The organism is Hahella sp. NBU794 (genome assembly GCF_050749805.1).
Classification (GTDB): Bacteria; Pseudomonadota; Gammaproteobacteria; order Pseudomonadales; family Oleiphilaceae; genus Hahella.
Window position 1 is genome coordinate 3733866 of record NZ_CP192738.1, and the last position, 18402, is coordinate 3752267.

23 protein-coding genes are annotated in these 18402 nt (G+C 52.5%); 5 read left to right on the plus strand and 18 right to left on the minus strand.

Annotated elements, in window-relative coordinates:
• Window positions 1-88 precede the first annotated feature (88 nt).
• Window positions 89-1195, plus strand: a complete 1107-nt coding sequence (locus ACQYWX_RS16515) for an NAD-dependent epimerase/dehydratase family protein (RefSeq protein ID WP_431685593.1) — start codon at window positions 89-91, stop codon at window positions 1193-1195.
• Between the two features lie 239 nt (window positions 1196-1434).
• The gene (locus ACQYWX_RS16520) at window positions 1435-1677 is read left to right on the plus strand and encodes a hypothetical protein (protein WP_216738145.1); all 243 of its coding nucleotides are present in this window, start codon (window positions 1435-1437) and stop codon (window positions 1675-1677) included.
• A gap of 47 nt (window positions 1678-1724) precedes the next feature.
• Here the strand turns inward: ACQYWX_RS16520 and ACQYWX_RS16525 are convergent, their stop codons facing one another.
• The 7 genes from ACQYWX_RS16525 to ACQYWX_RS16555 form a co-directional block, all read right to left on the minus strand.
• On the minus strand, window positions 1725-2330 hold the full coding sequence (locus ACQYWX_RS16525; RefSeq protein ID WP_431685594.1) for an Hsp20/alpha crystallin family protein: 606 nt from the start codon (window positions 2328-2330) through the stop codon (window positions 1725-1727).
• Window positions 2331-2494: 164 nt separating this feature from the next.
• A complete protein-coding gene (locus ACQYWX_RS16530; RefSeq protein WP_431685595.1) occupies window positions 2495-3088 on the minus strand; it encodes an Hsp20/alpha crystallin family protein in 594 nt (197 codons plus the stop codon).
• A 111-nt stretch (window positions 3089-3199) separates the two neighbouring features.
• Complete coding sequence (locus ACQYWX_RS16535) at window positions 3200-3691, minus strand: Hsp20 family protein (RefSeq protein ID WP_431685596.1); 492 nt, start codon at window positions 3689-3691, stop codon at window positions 3200-3202.
• A 168-nt stretch (window positions 3692-3859) separates the two neighbouring features.
• Window positions 3860-4624 (minus strand): substrate-binding periplasmic protein, encoded by a 765-nt coding sequence (locus tag ACQYWX_RS16540; protein ID WP_431685597.1) that lies wholly within the window; start codon window positions 4622-4624, stop codon window positions 3860-3862.
• A 474-nt stretch (window positions 4625-5098) separates the two neighbouring features.
• On the minus strand, window positions 5099-5263 hold the full coding sequence (locus ACQYWX_RS16545; protein ID WP_431685598.1) for a hypothetical protein: 165 nt from the start codon (window positions 5261-5263) through the stop codon (window positions 5099-5101).
• A 38-nt stretch (window positions 5264-5301) separates the two neighbouring features.
• Complete coding sequence (locus ACQYWX_RS16550) at window positions 5302-5718, minus strand: hypothetical protein (RefSeq protein ID WP_127970730.1); 417 nt, start codon at window positions 5716-5718, stop codon at window positions 5302-5304.
• A gap of 278 nt (window positions 5719-5996) precedes the next feature.
• Complete coding sequence (locus tag ACQYWX_RS16555) at window positions 5997-6824, minus strand: cupin domain-containing protein (RefSeq protein ID WP_431685599.1); 828 nt, start codon at window positions 6822-6824, stop codon at window positions 5997-5999.
• 127 nt (window positions 6825-6951) lie between these two features.
• Between ACQYWX_RS16555 and ACQYWX_RS16560 the strand changes: the two genes are divergently transcribed.
• Window positions 6952-7908 (plus strand): alpha/beta fold hydrolase, encoded by a 957-nt coding sequence (locus tag ACQYWX_RS16560; RefSeq protein ID WP_431685600.1) that lies wholly within the window; start codon window positions 6952-6954, stop codon window positions 7906-7908.
• Between the two features lie 111 nt (window positions 7909-8019).
• Here ACQYWX_RS16560 and ACQYWX_RS16565 read toward each other — a convergent pair whose 3' ends face one another.
• The 4 genes from ACQYWX_RS16565 to ACQYWX_RS16580 all read right to left on the minus strand — a co-directional run bounded on the left by ACQYWX_RS16565 (window position 8020) and on the right by ACQYWX_RS16580 (window position 11098).
• Window positions 8020-8385 (minus strand): hypothetical protein, encoded by a 366-nt coding sequence (locus ACQYWX_RS16565; protein ID WP_216738152.1) that lies wholly within the window; start codon window positions 8383-8385, stop codon window positions 8020-8022.
• A gap of 164 nt (window positions 8386-8549) precedes the next feature.
• Complete coding sequence (locus ACQYWX_RS16570; RefSeq protein WP_431685601.1) at window positions 8550-9080, minus strand: HEAT repeat domain-containing protein; 531 nt, start codon at window positions 9078-9080, stop codon at window positions 8550-8552.
• Between the two features lie 370 nt (window positions 9081-9450).
• Complete coding sequence (locus ACQYWX_RS16575) at window positions 9451-10014, minus strand: protein tyrosine phosphatase (RefSeq protein WP_431685602.1); 564 nt, start codon at window positions 10012-10014, stop codon at window positions 9451-9453.
• A 109-nt stretch (window positions 10015-10123) separates the two neighbouring features.
• Window positions 10124-11098 (minus strand): quinone oxidoreductase family protein, encoded by a 975-nt coding sequence (locus ACQYWX_RS16580; protein WP_431685603.1) that lies wholly within the window; start codon window positions 11096-11098, stop codon window positions 10124-10126.
• A 128-nt stretch (window positions 11099-11226) separates the two neighbouring features.
• Between ACQYWX_RS16580 and ACQYWX_RS16585 the strand changes: the two genes are divergently transcribed.
• Both ACQYWX_RS16585 and ACQYWX_RS16590 read left to right on the plus strand, forming a co-directional pair.
• Window positions 11227-12084, plus strand: coding sequence for a LysR family transcriptional regulator (locus tag ACQYWX_RS16585; RefSeq protein WP_431685604.1), 858 nt, complete (start codon window positions 11227-11229; stop codon window positions 12082-12084).
• A 134-nt stretch (window positions 12085-12218) separates the two neighbouring features.
• Complete coding sequence (locus ACQYWX_RS16590) at window positions 12219-12560, plus strand: hypothetical protein (protein ID WP_216738158.1); 342 nt, start codon at window positions 12219-12221, stop codon at window positions 12558-12560.
• Between the two features lie 66 nt (window positions 12561-12626).
• Here ACQYWX_RS16590 and ACQYWX_RS16595 read toward each other — a convergent pair whose 3' ends face one another.
• The 7 genes from ACQYWX_RS16595 to ACQYWX_RS16625 all read right to left on the minus strand — a co-directional run bounded on the left by ACQYWX_RS16595 (window position 12627) and on the right by ACQYWX_RS16625 (window position 18115).
• Window positions 12627-12983, minus strand: a complete 357-nt coding sequence (locus ACQYWX_RS16595; RefSeq protein ID WP_431685605.1) for a VOC family protein — start codon at window positions 12981-12983, stop codon at window positions 12627-12629.
• Window positions 12984-13003: 20 nt separating this feature from the next.
• Window positions 13004-14338, minus strand: coding sequence for a hypothetical protein (locus tag ACQYWX_RS16600; RefSeq protein ID WP_431685606.1), 1335 nt, complete (start codon window positions 14336-14338; stop codon window positions 13004-13006).
• Between the two features lie 241 nt (window positions 14339-14579).
• The gene (locus tag ACQYWX_RS16605; RefSeq protein WP_431685607.1) at window positions 14580-15182 is read right to left on the minus strand and encodes a DNA-3-methyladenine glycosylase I; all 603 of its coding nucleotides are present in this window, start codon (window positions 15180-15182) and stop codon (window positions 14580-14582) included.
• 47 nt (window positions 15183-15229) lie between these two features.
• Window positions 15230-15517, minus strand: coding sequence for a YciI family protein (locus ACQYWX_RS16610; RefSeq protein WP_431685608.1), 288 nt, complete (start codon window positions 15515-15517; stop codon window positions 15230-15232).
• A gap of 3 nt (window positions 15518-15520) precedes the next feature.
• Window positions 15521-16138, minus strand: a complete 618-nt coding sequence (locus ACQYWX_RS16615) for a TetR/AcrR family transcriptional regulator (RefSeq protein ID WP_431685609.1) — start codon at window positions 16136-16138, stop codon at window positions 15521-15523.
• 185 nt (window positions 16139-16323) lie between these two features.
• The gene (locus ACQYWX_RS16620; protein ID WP_431685610.1) at window positions 16324-17436 is read right to left on the minus strand and encodes a DNA alkylation repair protein; all 1113 of its coding nucleotides are present in this window, start codon (window positions 17434-17436) and stop codon (window positions 16324-16326) included.
• A 214-nt stretch (window positions 17437-17650) separates the two neighbouring features.
• Window positions 17651-18115 (minus strand): CesT family type III secretion system chaperone, encoded by a 465-nt coding sequence (locus ACQYWX_RS16625; protein WP_431685611.1) that lies wholly within the window; start codon window positions 18113-18115, stop codon window positions 17651-17653.
• Between the last annotated feature and the right edge of the window lie 287 nt (window positions 18116-18402).

Below are 18402 nucleotides of genomic sequence, written 5' to 3' on the forward strand. Positions count from 1 at the left end.
TTCAGTCCGTAGCCAGCGCCTCACCAACGCAGTTTGCATAAGGAAGCGGTCGCATCACACATCAGATAAAGGAACGTTGGAAAGAGTCATGTCGGATACTACAAACACCTCAACACAACCGCTGGTCATCGTCACCGGTTCGGCTGGCGATATCGGGTCCAGTCTCATTCTTACCTTGACGGGAAAGTATCAGGTTATCGGTATGGATCGTGAAGAAACTCCTCTCGCGGATCACAGCTACACTCTGGACCTGACTTCCCCGGATGACGTCAAGAAAACCTTCGACGCCTTTCGGGAGAAATTTGGCCGTCACATCGCCGCAGTTTTTCATTTGGCCGCGTATTTCGATTTCACCGGGGAAGATTCCCCGCTCTACGAGGAAGTCAACGTGAACGGCGCACGTAATCTCATGGCGGCGTTGCAGAATTTCTACGTGGAGCGCTTCATCTACTCCAGCACCATGCTGGTCCATCGCGCTAGCGAACCTGATGGCGCGCCCATTACCGAGGATACGCCACTGGACCCGGATTGGGTGTATCCCGAATACAAAACCAAAGCGGAGATCATCATCAAGGAGAATGCCGGCGCCATGCCCTACAGCATCCTGCGTCTCGCCGGCCTGTATGACGACAAGCAGGCCGCGCCGGTCCTGTCGCAACAGATCGCGCGCATCTATGAGAAGGATCTGGAGAGCCATTTGTATCCCGGCGACACTGACGCAGGTCAGGCTTATGTGCACCGCCAGGATTTGATGCAGGCGTTTTTGAAGACATTACAACGCCGCCGCGATCTGCCCAGAGAAAACATCATGTTGATTGGCGAAGACCGCGCCGTGAGTTATGGCGAATTGCAGGATCGAATTGGCGAGTTGATTCACGGCAAGGATCACTGGCGCACCCTGCGCGTTCCCAAGCCCGTGGCCAAGGCCGGCGCCTGGGTGGAGGAAAAGGCCGAGCCGATAATTCCCGACAGCATCGATAAAGGCGAGAAGCCTTTCATCAAGCCGTTTATGGTGGATATGTCATCCGATCATTATGAGCTGGACGTCAGCCGCGCCGCCGACCTTCTCGACTGGAAACCGCGGCACGCCCTATACGATGACTTGGAGAAGCTGATCGCCAACCTGAAGAAAGATCCTCAAGGCTGGTATAAAGCCAACGACGTTACCCTGCCGGAATCCCTCAAGGCATCTTAATCGTTTAGGCTAAGCACTTGATTACTCGCTAAAAATCATTACCTCGCCGGTCATTCCGGCGAGGTTTTCATTTGTCTGAACGCTCACCAGATATACAACTTTGCTTTCAATACAGACTCTCACCTATCCGCCATTTGGCCGCCTTCCCTTGAAATACAAGCCAATTACAGTTGACATCAATCCTGTCATGCCTTTTAATTCGACTTGCTTATACTTGCATTTCAGCCCAGGTGTTGCATATGGATACGCAGTCTCAAAAATCTCCCCGCCAACTCGCCGAAGAGGCAATTCAGCGTTATCGCTCTGAATATCTGACCGACCTCGAAAAGTGGTCCGAAGAGGAACCGGTGATGTTAGGCGCTACCCCAGCCGCCAAAGAGCAAAGACGCTACAAGCAGCTGTCCCTGAAAGAGATCAGCCGCCTGATGGATCAATCATCCATGGAGTATCAGCTCAAGCGCATGAAGTCCCGGGGTTGGTGAAGGCGCCGGGGCGTTCGATAGCACGCCAGCGCCTTCCGCTCCCGTTTTCATCCCGTATTTTTCGGGATGGTAATGACGATTTCCTTGCCTTTGTTATTGATCGTCATCCCTGACTCAATCACCGGATCAGACAACGTCATGGATTGAGAAAACTGACTGGCGGACACGGTTTTTCCCGCCAAGCCGCCGGAGCTGGTCTCGCTCTCACTTCTTACCTTGCCGGAGATTTTTAACGTATCCCCATCCAGGTCCGCGTTCAGCTCCACCTTCCCCCCTTCTGGAACCGTCACCGTGACCTTGTACTCTTTAGCGTTCTCATTCACGTCAATGTTCGGTCCCGGCGATGACAATCCAAAGCCCTGCAGGCTGAAAGTTGAGTTGCCCGGCGCCATATGTTTCATCATCTCATCCATGCGCTTCTGCATTTCCGCAAACTGCCCGCTGGGGTCCCAATTATCCGACCAGGGGTCCCAGTTTTTGGGCCAGGGATCAGGCGCTGCGCTCAAGGGAAGATTGACGTTGGGCGTAGTCCGCGCCTCCAGGGCGGCAACTTTCTGATTCAGTTCCCAGGTGTAATAACCCAGGCCCGCTATCGCCGCCAATCCCACACCAGCGGCGACGCCGAGTAATGTCTTTTGGGTTTTGCTTTGCATGTTAATGACCTCCCTAGTTGATCAGAGGCCCTTACGTCTGGGTCGTCATGACGACTTCATGGCGGCGAACAGAGAGGCCGGGCCTCGTCGCCGGAGGCGGACCTCATAAGGCCCGCCCCGGTGCAGTGAAAAATGAGTGGTTAGGCTACAAATGCATAGCCAGGTTACGAGTGAATAGCGATACGTTTCACCTCCTTGGCGTCCGGTTCGCGCCGGGGAATCTCCAGCTTGAGCACGCCGTTTTTGAGTTGCGCATGAATGTCTTCCACATTGGCGTCGTCCGGCAGCGATAACGTGCGCTGAAACGCGCCGTAGCTGCGCTCAATGCGGTAAAACTGTTTGTCCTTACTCTCGCTGGTCTCTTCTTTGTGTCCACGAATCAATAGCTGATCGCCTTTTACCTCTATGGACAAATCCGACTCCGACAAGCCCGGGACATCCAGGGCGATTTCATAGCGCTTTTCATCGCCGGACACGTCGATCAAAGGCCGGTACTCCCGGCTCGCGCCAAGGCGTTCAAGGGGCGACGCCCCGCGCCGGGAAAGCATGGACGGCATACCAAAAGCGCTGAACACATCGTCGAACAGCCGATCCATTTCCTGATGCAAACGCAGCAGCGAGTCCGCGCCGGACGCTGTAGCCGGCGGGTTCACGCCAGCCGCCGCGTCTTGTCGGGATATCGGTAGTTGTTCACGCTGTTCCTGGCGTTCATCCTCGTGTTTAAACCAGTTCCAGGGATTGAGTTTGTTCAGTTTCATCTTCCGTTCCTCCACCTAGAGTCATGCATCACAGGCAAACAAAAGTACTGACAATGTCTTGCACCGGACTGCTGCGGCGCCGACACAATGGACGCCGGCGCCGCTCCGTCATCAGGCCGCTTCGTTGGCGGCGTCAGGCTTTTTCTCAGACTCTGCGTCGCTTTCATGCTCCAGCAAACGCCCACCGTCGTTGATCGCAATCTGCTTGGGCTTCATCGACTCAGGAATGTTCTGTTTCAGCGTAATCGTCAGCAGGCCATTACTGAGCGAGGCGTCTTTCACCTCCACGTACTGGGCCAGATTGAATGAGCGCTCGAATGTCCGTCCCGGAATGCCCTGATACAGATAATTGCGGGAGGCGTCCTGCTCCTTGCGGCCGCGCACAGTCAGTACGTTTTTCTCCACCGTGATATCAAGCTCGCTGCGTGCAAAGCCCGCCACGGCCAAGGTGATGGCGTATTGGTTCTCTTGCAACGCTTCGATGTTGTAGGGCGGATAAGCGGGCGAGTCGGTCTCGCCGGTGAGCGCGCGATCAATCAACGACGCCAGTCGTTCAAAGCCGACGCTGTTGCGATAAAGTGGGGTTAAGTCGATTGAGTTCATTGTATATCCTCCGCGTTGAAGCAATATAAACAAAGTCAAAAGACCAAGGGGGCTATCCCTGGCGTTTACCAATTTATGGTCGGAACGCGACTTTTCAAGCGGGAATTTTGTGACAATTTGGACAGGTTTTAAGCGACATCAGTAATGAGTGCGAGCAGCGCAGCGAAGCTATTGCGCCAGCTTGAGATAGTTGTCCGCGATGACTTCATAGCGTCCATTGTCTTTCAACTCCTGCAGCCGCTGATTGAATAAATCACGCAGCTTGGCGGACTTGAAAATGGCGTAGCGAGGGGCGCTGTTGAACAAGGGATGAACGGTGTAAGGCGCCTCATAAATCGGGCTGGTTGAATGCAGTTTATTCAGGTAGTAATGGAAAATGCGCTTATCGAGGATGATCGCGTCGGTACGCTTCAAAAACAGCATCTGCACTTGCGCCTGTTGATCCACAACTTCCTCAATGTGCGGATTCTGCGCCGCCATCTTGGCGTACTCAGGAGGCAGATAAAGGTGGGCGTTCTGGAACACCACCAGGCGTTTATCCTTGAGGTCATCCACTTTGATAATCCCATCCGCCTGATCGCTCAGGGTTACCACGACGTTCTGGTAGTAAACCACAGGATCGGAAAGGTAATAGCCGCCCTCGGAGTAATTGCCCGGAGGCAGATTAAAGGCGCCATCTACACGCTGGTTTCGTAACTCCGCAAACAGACGCCGGTTCGTGGTGTATATGAAGTTAACCGCATACTCCCGTTCCGACAGGGCCTCGCGAATGATATCCACCACCAGCCCACGGTTTTCCTCGGCGATGACATATGGCGCGATAGAAGAAGACGTGATCAATTCCAGTTGGCGCGAAAACGGTTGATCAGCGGCGAAGCCGTGACCGGCAAGCAGCAAGAAGCCAAACACATAAGAAAAGACACAGCGAATCATGAGCAACGCCACATAATCAAATGATCACCGACAACGTTAAATCAATGGACGCCAAGCACTTTCTCCAGTGAATCCTCCCTTATCAATCATAGACGTCCGCCGGGTTAGCGCAAGTCGCTCCCAGGTCCAGCGCCATCGCACTCAACTCTCCCACGCAGGGCCATCATTCCCTTAATACGACCGACTACCGCGCCCACCTAATAAGTACGTTAACTAACGATTATTGGTTCTTAGCCAGTGCGCCTTGAGGCTTCTACAACTGTGTAGGCATATGGTGAACAGTGGAAGGTCAGCATTGATTGACATGTTGTCCCAATGTCAGCCAACTCCTTTACTATTAATACCTTATACCGGATTATCTCACTCGTAACCGAGCCGTTCGCTTAAGACTGGTTCGCCTTGGACTTGAACCGATCACGACATGGAGACACAGGCATGAGCGCCGCACTTTTGATTATCGATATGCAAGTTGGATTATGCACGGGCGAGGAAGCCGCGTTCGATGTCGATAACCTGATTGCGCGTATCAATGACCTTACCGCTCAGCAGATCATTGCGCATCACAATCAATTGTTGCAGTTCATGGGTGGATTCGGCGTGGGAGTTGAGGTAGTAGCAGCATCCGCCGTGAGGTTCCAATAAACCCGCCTTAGGTGAGAGTCATTTAGCTTTCGCTCTCACTCCTCACAGGCGCTCTCCCCTATCTCCATCAACTGAAAATCATACCCGCCATAGCCTTTGTGGAAAGGACGGAGGTAGTCGATGGGAAACTGGTGCAGCACGCCTTTCATGCACACGGAAATCTGGCTGTCCGATAGCAGATTCGCGAGGCGTGTGGCGACTTCGTCTTGCGCTTCCGAATCGCTGTAGGGATAAATCAGATTGTTGACGTACTGCTGATATTTTTCTGCGCCGACGGACTCAACATCAAAAGCGATGCAGTTTCCTCGCGCGCAATTGTAGGTGACGGGGATCGCCTTGAGAGCGACAGCTTCATCGCTTTTGATTTGCCGCAAATAGGGCCCTAGCACACGAAAAACAAGAAGCACCAAAATAACGATTACAACCAGAGATATTGCCGTTTTCTTAATCATATCTACTACTAAAAATCTGTATTTCGCCGGGTTAACGCATTCCCTGCCATGACTCAAATCCAGCAACGCCATCCCCCAAGAGCAGCTTTGCAAGTGCTTGGTTTCAGGCGCAATCGAGTCAGTTTGTTATGTCTGTTCAAGTGGAGTTAACTATGTAAACTCAGTGGCGAAACAGTAACAGATGCGATCTCTTTCACAATATCGCAAACGGACTACGCCCCGATCAGGGGGCGCAATATTGGCTGAATTTTGTGCGCATCATGGATGATAACGGGAAGCTAAAGACCCTGATGCTTTCGCCACTCTCCCGGTGAGCATCCCACACAGGCCTTGAACGCCCGCGACAACGCCGCCTCGCTCCCATAGCCCACTTCCCCCGCAATTAACTTGAGCGGCTCCCCCTGCAGCAAGGCCCGTTGAGCCAGACTAATACGCCAGCGCTGCAGGTAAACGCCCGGCGTGCATCCGACGCGATCGCGAAACAGGTTGGCGAATACGCTGCGGGACATGCCGGCATGATCCGCCAGTTTTTCCAGTGACCAGTCCTCCCCAGGCTGTTCATGCATGGCCACTAACGCCAATTTTAAGCGCGGGTGCGCCATTCCCGCCAACATGCCGACCTGGGTGCGCCCGTCTTCCATTAAATACCGCAGCACCTGTATCAGGACGACTTCAAAGAGACGGTCCAGCACCGCCTGTCGTCCGCAGTTACCGGCGAACGCTTCCTGAAATAGTAAATCCAACACCGGCGCGGCGCCCGGCAATGACGAGAGAGGCAGGCAGATAAATTCCGGCAGCGCCGCGACAACCGGGTTGTTCGCCCCGCCCTCAAAACTCAGGTTGGCGCAGGCGAAATCAGCGCCAACCACTGGATCAGTGACAAAGCGGTGAGGCAATGGCCGCGGATAAAACAACAGACTCGGCTCCGCCACATTGGCGACGACTTTCCTGCCATGCCGCACTTCCACCGCCCCCTGGCGCACGAGATGAAGCTGCCCATATTGGTCCTTGCCGTATACGTCAGTAACGCCGCACAAAGGGCCGGTATTGAACACACGGGCATTAATAGAAAAGTGCTCCAGCAACGCCGCTAACCGATCGACCATAAAGATACTCAGGGTTAAATTATCAGGACTATTTGTGATATATCGTATCATGCATAGAGGTAAAGTTGCTCCTGCTTGTTGGCCAAAACCACTAGCGCCAAAAACATCAAAGCATTAAGGAGAAAACATGAAATCATTTACCCGTCCCCTCAACGCACTGACCCTGGCGTTTTTCACACTGGCTGGCGCCGCGCAGGCGTCCGCCGCCGAGACGCCTGTAATCAGGCAAGCCGCCGCAGCGGTATCCCAGACCGCCAATTACATCACCACCCGAGACGGCGTACAGATCTACTACAAAGACTGGGGTCCCAAAGACGCGCCCGTTGTGGTCTTCAGTCATGGCTGGCCGCTGAGTTCGGATAGCTGGGAGTCGCAAATGCTGTTCCTGGCTGACAAAGGGTATCGCGTTGTGGCGCATGACCGTCGCGGCCACGGCCGCTCCAGTCAGCCTTGGGAAGGCAATGATATGGATCATTATGCGGACGACCTCGCCGCCGTGATCGAAACTCTGGACCTGAAAGACGTCACCCTGGTGGGATTCTCCACAGGCGGCGGAGAGGTTGCGCGTTACATCGGTCGACACGGAACGCAGCAGGTCAAGAAGGCGGCGTTGATCTCCGCAGTGACGCCCCTGATGTTGAAGACGGACAACAATCCCATCGGTTTGCCTTTACAAGTGTTTGACGATATCCGCAATGCGTCTCTCAAAGATCGCTCCCAGCTCTATCTGGATATCGCATCGGGTCCATTCTTCGGCTTCAACCGTCCCGGCGCCCAAACGTCTCAAGGGATGATTCAGTCATTCTGGTCCCAGGGCATGCAAGGCGGACACAAGAACACCTACGACTCAATCGCCGCCTTCTCCGCCACAGACTTCCGCGATGACCTGAAGAAATTCGACATTCCCACGCTGATCGTGCACGGCGACGACGACCAGATCGTCCCCATCGACGCCTCCGCCCGCGCCGCGGTGAAACTGATTAAAAACGCCAAACTCATTGAATACCCAGGCGCGCCCCATGGCCTCACAGATACTCATAAAGATCGGCTGAATCAGGATTTGTTGGCCTTTATGAAACGATAGATAAACGTCATATGCCGCCCTGCCAGCTATCAGGGCGGCTTACCTATCGAGGAGATTTGCAATAGAAGATGACTTCTCCATATACGGACGCCAGCTTTTCATGACTTTCGATTAAATCTCTTCCTCGGTGATGGAGATTTCCGAATTGGCGATAGTGATTTTCTTTATCGAGAACTCCGCGTCGAAATCATCAATCTGAAAGTAACCGTTCAATTCGGGAATCAAAGCCGTAATTTTTTCCAGCTTCCAATAAACGTAATCAACATCTCGCGACCTGATGTCGTAGCCATAAAAGGCATAGCACATCCACCCTTTAGGCCTTGGATTAAGCACCCATCCAAAGGAATACTTTTCGACCTTAGTAGGCTCAATAGGAATATCTTCTAAATCAGGTAGTCGCTCAACAAGATCCCTTATCAGAACAACATCCTCCTCCGTGCACTCCAACCACCCTTTCACAGATAACGACCGACTCATATTCCCTCAACTTCTCTCAACACCATTAAAAACAGCCAATATACACGCAAAATCTCTTGGTACCTTCAATTCCGATAGCTTCATTTCAGCTTCAAATTCGTCTTTTTCTTCCCCTGACATAGCTGCAGGGTCAGCAAAAAGCTCGCACACGCGTAAAGCGCCCTCTAGACCGTATGCGCAATAATGTCATCCACCCATTCCCACGGAATCAAAGACTCAAACTCCGCATAAGAAGACGCTCTTTCCAGCTCGCACATCAGTTTTTCGTCGATATCCGTTTGAGCCACTCTGGCAATGCCTCTCAACGCCTCCATGCGAACGAAAAGGTCTTCCGTTTTATCTCGCAGCTGGTCGTTGAGCGTGAGAAGGACTGCTGGGTCTTTTGTCCCTGCGTAATACCCCACCCAGTTGATGAGCGCCGTCGCTCTGACGTCGTCGTCTTCATCTTTATTCATCAAAGGGATCAGTTCATTTTTGAAGTCCGGTATGCTCCAGTAGGTTCCGAGCACCATGATGGCGGCGCGCTGGAGATCCGGCTCCGGGTGTTGCAGAAAGCGCCTGACATCTTCCATCAACTCGTAACAGTCGGTTTTGCCGATATCAATTAACGCATCATAAATGTCGTCAATATCTTCAGAGGCAAGTTTTTCGTTGAGGCTGGCGATATTCGCCCTACAGTCCTGTCGATATTTCATATTTTTTCTGAATGGTCGGCTCTTGGCCCACCTCTCTTCTATTGCAAAAACGCCACAAAAGTTTCACCAAATATTCTACAAACACCACGACGCCGACTTCTAGAATTAACAGGGTTAGCGGTAGACCTTTTGTGTAAGTAATACCTCGGAATCAGCAGGCGTCTCTCGCCGCCTTGCTAAAAGGGAAGTCCAGGAGTGACAGGGTTCAAGCTAATCTGGAATCACCTCCGCATAAATGCTGAAGACTGAACTAACACCTCTTGGGGGCGGCCCAGCCCCCGTTTTTACTTTCTGCAATCTTGTCCACAAACTGCGGGGTGGCACAGCGTAAAGGTCATTTTGAGCCTCTTTGATCACCCTGTCAGCGCCGTCAACGCTGAACTTTCGATACAATCCCACGCTTTCGGTTCAGCCGTCTGTAGCTATCCAAGCGATAAGGGTTCGCCTCCCGATAGGCGTCCAACGGCGCCAACATGGTCCCGCCGCGGTTCAAGGCGTTGTCGATAACCTCAACAATGCGTCTGTTCGGCCAGGGCTTGCAGGTGATCTTGAGCAACTCGTTAAAAGCGTCGTCTTCCCGGCCAGCCCCATGTATTAACGCCAAAGCGCCGTACCCTATGGCCGTAGAGCGGCTCACACCGGCATGACAGTGGATGATCAGGCGGTTTGCGGGACCCTCAAGAATCGCCTGCAGGGTGTTCAGGACGTCGCTGATCACCGCATCGAAGTGGTGGGTGGCTTCCGCTCTCTCCTGGTCAAATATTCTGATGACGTGATGCGCTTCCACATGGGCGGTCAGCTTGGGTATCGCCTGCTCGCTGATATCAGGGTCGAGCAGAGAGATAACGTGTGTTGCCGGCCAGGCTTTCGCCAGCGCTTCCACACGGTATAAACATGAAATTTGCAACGGCAAGGCAGAGACAGTAGAGGTCACAACAATATCCTTATTGGTCATAGAGCTTGATTGCGCCAAAGCCTATCAGCCGCAGCAGAACATTGACAACCTCTGCGTCCAGCCGGGCCGACCGGACGCAAACCTGTTTTTATACCGACAACAACACCGCTCCAACCGTCTGCCCGCTTTGTAGCAAGGCATGGGCTTGGGCGGCCTGCTCCAAGGGAATTTTATCCGCGATATCCACGGTCAACCCATTCGCCAGCTGCTCCATGACCGCATTGCCGCTGATCCGGTAGTGGCGTAAATCCATCATATGCAGCAACACGCTGGGACGGGTGAATTGAACCGCCCGCGCCATGGCGTCCATCGGCAGGCTCTGCAACATGCCGGAGGGTTGCCCAATGTTGGCGACCGTACCAAAGGCCCCCACGCTCGCCAGGCTTTGCATTAGCGTGTCCGCGCCAACGCCATCGATGACGTAGTCTACGCCAGCGCCGTCAGTCAGCGTCTTCACTGCTTCAGCAAAGTCCTGCTCGCGATACAGAATCACGTCGTCGTAGCCTTTGCGGCGGGCGATTTCCGCCTTTTCCGCATTGCCAACGGTCCCGATCAATCTCACGCCCAGCCTGCTCGCCCACTGTCCCAATACCTGCCCCAGTCCGCCGGCTGCGGCGTGAACCAGCATCGACTCACCCGCCGCGACGGGTCTAACCCGGTTCAACAGCATGTGGGCGGTCATTCCCCGCAATAATGCGGACGCCGCCGCTTCATCAGAGACCGAGTCGGGAACCGGTAATAATCTCTCCGCCGCCACATTTCGATGACTGGCGTAGCTTCCTAACGGAAAGCCGGCATAGGCGACGCGCTGACCAATACTCAAGCCAGTGACGCCGTCTCCCAACGCCTCAACCACGCCCACCGCCTCAACACCCAATACGCGGGGGTCCTCGGCGATGGGATAAAGTCCGCAACGGAAATAGATATCCACGAAGTTCACTCCCACCATACGGTGGCGAAGGCGGACTTCTCCCGGGGCCGGAGGCGATAGTTGAAAGGTCGCCGGCTGCAATACGGACGGCTCGCCAATTTGGGACATTTCTATACGGATAGGCGTACTCATTCTGAACTCCTTATGCTCATACTGTGGTGGGTGTCCTGTTAGCTCCTTGTTAGCTACGTAAACTTTAACTGCGGCATGCTTTGCAGAAAATTCCCCAAAATCACACAGCATTTGTGCATAATTGCACAATGAAATCGATTAACTGGGATGACATCCGCTATTTCCTGGCGCTGGCGGAAGCAGGCGGCCTGTCCGCTGCTGCGCGCACGCTTTCTGTCGAGCACAGCACCGTTGCGCGTCGGGTGGATATGTTGGAGCGGGAATTGGAAGTGAAGCTGTTTGATCGTCTGCCGCGACGCTGGCGCCTCACTGAAGACGGTCAAAACTTATTGGAGCTTGCGCGTCAAATGGCGTCCCAGGCGCAAAGCTTTACTCGCATCGCTGACGGCATGTCTGGGCTATCGGGCAGCGTGCGCATTTCAACGCCGCCATTGCTGGCCAGCCTGATACTGGCGCCGCATTTAAGTGAGCTACGGAAGCAATTGCCGTACATCGAACTGGAACTGGTGGGCGATCTGCAAAACGCCGACCTTCATGAGCGCGAAGCGGATATCGCCCTGCGTATGCGCCGCCCGGAACAGCCGGATTTGGCGGCGCGCCCCTTGGCCAAGTTACAGTACGGCCTTTATGGCGGCCATGACTATCTGGCGACGCGCTCCCAGGAACAATGGGAGTACGTCGGTTACGAACGCAGCATGCAATCCGCTCCGCAGCAACAATGGCTGAATACACTGCCCCAATCTCCGCTGGTTTTCCGCTCCAATGATCTGAACGTCCTCGCCAGCGCGATTGTCGGCGGCGTAGGCGTTGGCGTCTTACCCTGTTTCATGGAGCGCTTTTATCCTCAGTTACAGCACATCCTTGAACCCGCCTGTCCGATTGTGCGAGAGCTGTGGCTGGTCATCCACCCAGACCTGCGACGATCACCACGCGTGCGCAAGGTTGCGGACGCCCTGATCGCCTTATTTGAGACCGGCGTCATATAAGGCTCACCTGCTTCTCGACGCGCTTTATCTTTACCGTCGGCCGTTCTATATTCGCTATCAGGACGTTGAGCTGTTGTTGATGCAGTTATTTCATGCCGCAGCGAACCACTCACACGCCACAAGGAGGCTCACAAATGGTAACCCAAGCCGATATCACCGCTCCGGAAAAGGTGATCAAATCTTCTACTTCCACAATCCAACGAGGCGTCGCAAAAGCCGACGGCAAGTTGTGGATGACCGCCGAAACCCTGCACTTCGCTCCCTATAACGAAGACTTCGGACTCGGCCCCTACAACATCCCCCTCACCGATATCGCCAAGGTAGAAAAACACAGCATCCCCCCATTATTGCCCGAGGGCTTTAAGGTCACACTGATGAACGACCACACCTACCAGTTCATCGTGGCCAATTCAGAAACCTGGATTGAGTTGGTCGAAAAATACCGGGACGCGCTCGGCGCTAACGTGATCGAATAGACAGAGAAGGCTGGCTTGAGTTCGTCTGAGAAAAGTCAGCCTATCGGCGCGCAACAACCTGAAAAATCAGGACGCAGAATAAGGCCCCCTCAGGCCTATGAGATTTCCAAACGGGTCCGTCACTTGACACATGCCCAACCCGTTTTCAATCTGCATAGGCCCACGATAAACCATCGATCCCAAGGCTAAAAACCGCTCAATCTCATCCGCCAAATTCCCAACGGACCAATACAACACCGTCCCCGCTTTTCCAGCAGGCACTTTTGCATCCGCCCAAACAATCTCAATATGAAAACCTTCAACATCAAGATACCGAAACCCGTCCACACAACGCTCCCGCGCTGAAGGAAAAGCCTTCTTGTACCAGGCCAAACCTGCTTCGATATCGTTGACGTGTATGAGAATGGCGGTGGGGGTGATCATGGTGTGGACAGAGTTACGTCTCAGTACAGTATTCCATTGCTAGGCCCAAGCACTTCTCGTGTGGACCCAATTATCCGATTGCCGGCCAACTCAATCGAAAAATCGGTAAGAGGCGTTGTAAGTCCTGCGCCTAATGCAGCAACACGCAGTTTCGAGCCATCAACTTTGATACGGAGTCCAGCACCACGATCAAGCCTTTGTAGACAATTATCTTTTCCTAGCCCCGCATTATTAAACAACCACTCCCCAAGTGATGAGTAATCAAGAAAGATCGTATAGTCATTATTGTAGAGTCCATGCCAGAAGCGCCCATAAGTAGGCAAAATGTGCGCGATGAAGAATGCGGAACATATTCCATCAATCGTTCTGTCAAAACGGGCGATATCGCTAAGGCCGACGTCCCTACCATTCAATGTCGCCACTATAGTTGTATCTCCTCCATGAGTCCCTCCTCGATAGTGGCCAACAACTTTTAGGTTCTTTATACCGTCCATTCCAGGGAAATTAAGGAAAGCCTTAGATATATCAACTAAGCGCAGCTCATCTTGTTCCATTTCTTTGGGCACTGAGAGTGATGAAAATAAGTCTTCAAGCTTTGACCAGCGCTCAGTAACAATTTTTGTTGGCAAGACCATCCAGTCTGACTGTCCACCTGTTGCTATATCATTGGCTATTGGCAACGCAGGAAGTTTATTTAGTATGGCTTCAACCCAATTGAACTTGTTTTGTATAAGCACACTACGTGCTTCAATCTCGGCAGTTGTGGCAGCTTCTTTCTCTTCTAGGGCTTTGCGCTCTCTCGCAAGCGAGTCGTTGATCACACGCGTCACATTGTGCTGAAGTATCTTTGCTTGTTCGTCCAGCCACCATAAGTCTGCTGCCCGAATATCTTTGGGAACAACACCTTTCTCAATGCTCAATTTTTCAATAAACGGCTCTAAATCATTGACACAATGGATCATTTTCTCGACACCTTTGATTGTCTGTTTCAATCTGCGGGCGTCGCTCAATAGTCGAGCGTGATCAGCCAAAACTCCAACTAAAGGAAGCGCCAAGGCTGTAAATAGTCCCGAAATGCTGTGTCTCAGTGTGGAGAACTCCCCATCCTGATTCACTATGCCCCAACTGTAAGGAATCCAGAACAATAAGCTATATGTACCGCAATAGACTATGCCGATAAAGCCAATCACAGCAAAGGTTAAATAAATGCGACTCTTTCCAAAACTCTTGCTTGCATCTTTGAAACGCTCAATAGCAGCTTCTGGTCGGCTAATTGCAGTCCAAACCGTTTCAATCATCGCAAATAGCGCGATAACTGTAATGATTGCTGCAAGTGCTAATAATAGAGGTCTCATCTTCCTCCCTCTGATCAGCAGTTACCTATCCAAAACTATGCGAGTATCTAGTTTAAGAAGGGTAACGTGTAACACTGTTCGATGTCGCTTCATGCTTCATGCGAATAAGCACTGGGTTGAAGCTTATAAAATTCGACAGAAATACAGCCGCCTAATAAATCTAGTACATTCTGGAATGGACGATAGAGGCAGTGCGAAGAGCAAAATGATGGCTGCTCTAGCGCTCATCTAATAAGCAACCTCAAGGCCTCTGAAAAACCTCTCGTGAGCGTTCCACTTCCGCCCTGACGGCGCATTCTTCCGCGTGATCGTTGATCAGTCCCATGGCCTGCATGAATGCGAATACGGTGGTTGGGCCGACGAACTTCCAGCCCTTTTTTTTGAGTGCTTTCGAAAGGGCGACGGATTCTGGGGAGGTTGAGGCGGTCTGTGGTTTTTGGCGTTGGTCGTGGGCGGGTTCAAAGCGCCAGATGAATGTCGCCAACGAGCCTTCTTTCTCCACCAGCGCCTGGGCGCATTTGGCGTTGTTGATGACAGCTTCGATTTTGCCTCGGTGGCGCACGATGCCTTCATCTTTGAGTAATCGATTAACGTCCTCTTCGGTGAACGCGGCTATTTTATTGAAGTCAAAGTGATGGAAGGCCGCGCGAAAGTTTTCCCGCTTGGCGAGAATCAATCTCCAACTGAGACCGGACTGAAAACTCTCCAAACAGAGTTTCTCAAATAGACGAAAGTCATCTCTCACCGGGAAGCCCCATTCATTGTCGTGGTATACATGAAAATCCGGCGTCTGGCTCCAGCTGCAACGAGGTTTGCGCTCTGCACTTTCTATCGTAACGGACATTAATCTTTATCCTTGTTGTGTGGGTCTGAAAATAGAGGCAAGTCGTCTCAATTCATCAAAAACTGCAGACGCGCATCGGTATTGGAAGGCGCTACTTCAATGATCTCCGCGGCGACGATATCCTCAGCCACAAAAGGGTCCGCATTGACTCTCTCATGCAGCTCCGCCAGAGAGGTATTGTGCGCTAATATTCCGCCCCCGGAGCTGGGCTGAAGGCTTCCAACCAGAAGAAAGACGCCATCGTCGAAGCCTTGATTGATCCAGTCTTTGTGACCTGACAGGTACTGGCCAGCCTGACTTTTATTGTTTGAAAATTTCAGCAGTACAATAAACATCAGTTATTTTTCTCCTGTTGGTTCCGGCGCGGAAGCAGATTCAGAGGACCTCAGGTTTTCCTCGCATCGCTTCAACCAGTCGAGCATCTGATTAACTTCGTTTTTAATAAACTTTTCGTCTTTGAACGCATTCGCCAGAGTGGCGACGCCCTGGCTGAAGGCCAGCACATGCATGGCCAACTGATCCGCGTCCGCCTCGCGGCCCAGCAACACGAATTGCTTGCGCAACCATGTTCGAAAGAGCGTGAGTAAAGCATTGGCGTCAACCAGGGAACCATGGTTCAGCTTCGCCAGCTCTGAGCACAGCGTGCCGACTGGGCAGCCGTAGCGCTTTATGTCCTTCTTATTCATGACCAGAATCTGAATGAAGCTTTGGATGCGTTCTCGCGGATGTTTACCTTCCGCCTCCCACTGATCCAGCATCTTTTGCGTCTTGGCCAGACGTAGCTGAATCACGGCGTCCAGGATTTCATCCTTGGTTTTAAAATGGTGGTAAAAATTGCCTCGCGAAATACTGATAGCGCCGGCGATGTGCGAGAAAGAAGTGTGCTCAAAACCTTGCTGATAGAACAGCTGATCGGCTGTTTCCACTATCAGCTCGCGCGTGGTGAGATTGCTCATTGTCTGATGACCGCCAAACAGAATAACGTTAACAGCGACGGCGATTTGACCGACCCACTCTTATTGAAAAATGCAGTCTATCAAGTCACGCCACAATTTAGGACACACGTCCTAGCCACATCAAAAATAGGACGAGCATCCTAACATGTCAACCAGTTTGTACAGCCTGCCAGTAGCTTCCCACCTCACAGAGTCAGCTCGAAATCACCAAGCGGATAGGACTCGCCATTAATAAGGACATCGATGCGGTGACGCCCAGGGTAATGGCGGCGTGTCTTCAATTCCGCGAAAGACACTATGGCGTTGAGGGTGGTTTTTTCGTTCGGTTGCAAGGTAAGAGTACGCAGTTTGAAGACCTTTGGCCGGGTTCCGCCGTTAGCTTTTACAAAGTGCACGGCATAATCAATCAGTAAGCGCTGCGCCTCGGTTGCGGTGCTTTTCATTTCAAAAGACAGACGCACGGCCTCCCCCAGCGAGACGCGCTGAGGCGTGATGGATATGTCGTCTATGTTCACCGAAGGATTCTTGGTTCCGCCCAGAATGCAGATTGCGTCCTTATTACCGGCCTTGACCAATGAACGCAGAGCATGGCGAATAATCCAGGTGCGGCCTTCAGATGCATCTACAGCCCAGCGCCGGCAGGTCTCAATGGTCAGCGCGGGATGGTCTTTAGCAATGTCGTTCAAATTGTTCGCTACGGAGCGGCGCACATAAAATATGGGATCGTCTTTTAACCGCTCCAGTATGTCCAGGACAGGACGCGGGTCTTGCTGATAAGCGTGTAAGCGCGGCGCCCATGGCAGACGCGGGCGGACGCCCTCAGAAGCAAGTCGGCGCAAGTGTGCGTTTTCGTGGCCTGTCCATGCAAGCATCTGGGCATAGGTGCGCTCAGGATACTTCACCAGAAAGGCGCGGATGCTGAATTCGGCGGTAAACCTTTTGGTCAGCTCCTCCTGTACCCGAATGGATGCCTCGTAATCATCAAGGCCATATTTCTGGACAAAAGCAAGATGCGGCATGTAGCGAAGCTGAATTAGACCAATTTCACCGGTTGCGGGTAACTCCGGGCCAAGCGCCGCTTCGATGACTGCCGCCGCTTCAGAAAATGGCTTAGGCAGATACTTGTGCAGGGCCTCCGCAATATGTGCGGCCCGGCCGGTGAGCTCCAACTTGTCCAAACCGTCCATTGAATGCGCGACAAAGGCTGTTGCATCAAACGGAGTATGGGCGCGGTGTAGCTCCGCAGCAATCTCGCTCACTAGCGTCAGATTAAATACGTCTTTGATGGCTGTTCCCATGCTTATTGATGCTCACTAATTGACGCCGTTTTTCGATACATAACCAGTTCCTCGTTAGTATTATTTTCACTGTGTTTTTATACAGCTATCCGTGTATTTAGTCCATTAAGTTTTAGAGAGTCTGGTTCACGGAGGCTTATACAAGCAGTATTGTCGGGTAACGCCCTGAAGAGGATAACCGGCTGCGCGCATGTCTGTCGAAGGGCTTGCGGCCCTAGGCTCTGAGATAGGGAAAACTGCCTGCAGACTCGCTGCTCCCTACTCCCCGATTCGCTAACGCCAACAGCGCCCCTTCAGCATAACTGATGGTCTCGCCAAAGTTCCGCAGGACATTACCTAGAGAGTGAGCGTCAAGCCCTTTGATTGGGACACGGAAACATAACAAAAGACGGGTTCGGCCGCTATCCATGGCGAAAGTTGAGCCAGCCAGGGAGTGGTCATTACAGTTCATAACCAAAAGCTCGGTCAGCCGTTCTGCATTCCCCAGGAACGACTCGGCGGACGCCACGGGCGACCATAGCGACAGCTCCTGCTCGTCATTGCTCAGGCCGAAAGACAGTTCATGATCATCCAATAGCAGGTGACATTGATTGCTTGCATCCAACGCCAGGCAGGTCAGCCCCCACTGGTTGTTAAGTTCCATTAACCACTGCGAGAAAACGTCTCTTTGCGTGCTCATTTGAACGCTCCTTTCCATCCATCGTTATTGCAGATTTATCGAAATCATTGCTGACAGATTAGCGATGGCGCGCGCAGTTACATACTGGCCGACAGATCTATTTCTATACCCGGCGACGCCTTTGTATCTATCCCGAGATTGAAGCTAAACACGGGCCGGAAAGACGTAAAAAAACGGCGTCTAAAAATTTTTTTAACTTTCTTGCATCCAAATCCCAACGCGGCGTCGTCTTTATCTACGAGATCGAAATACAGGGTCTTCAGGCCCGACCACATACATACAATTTT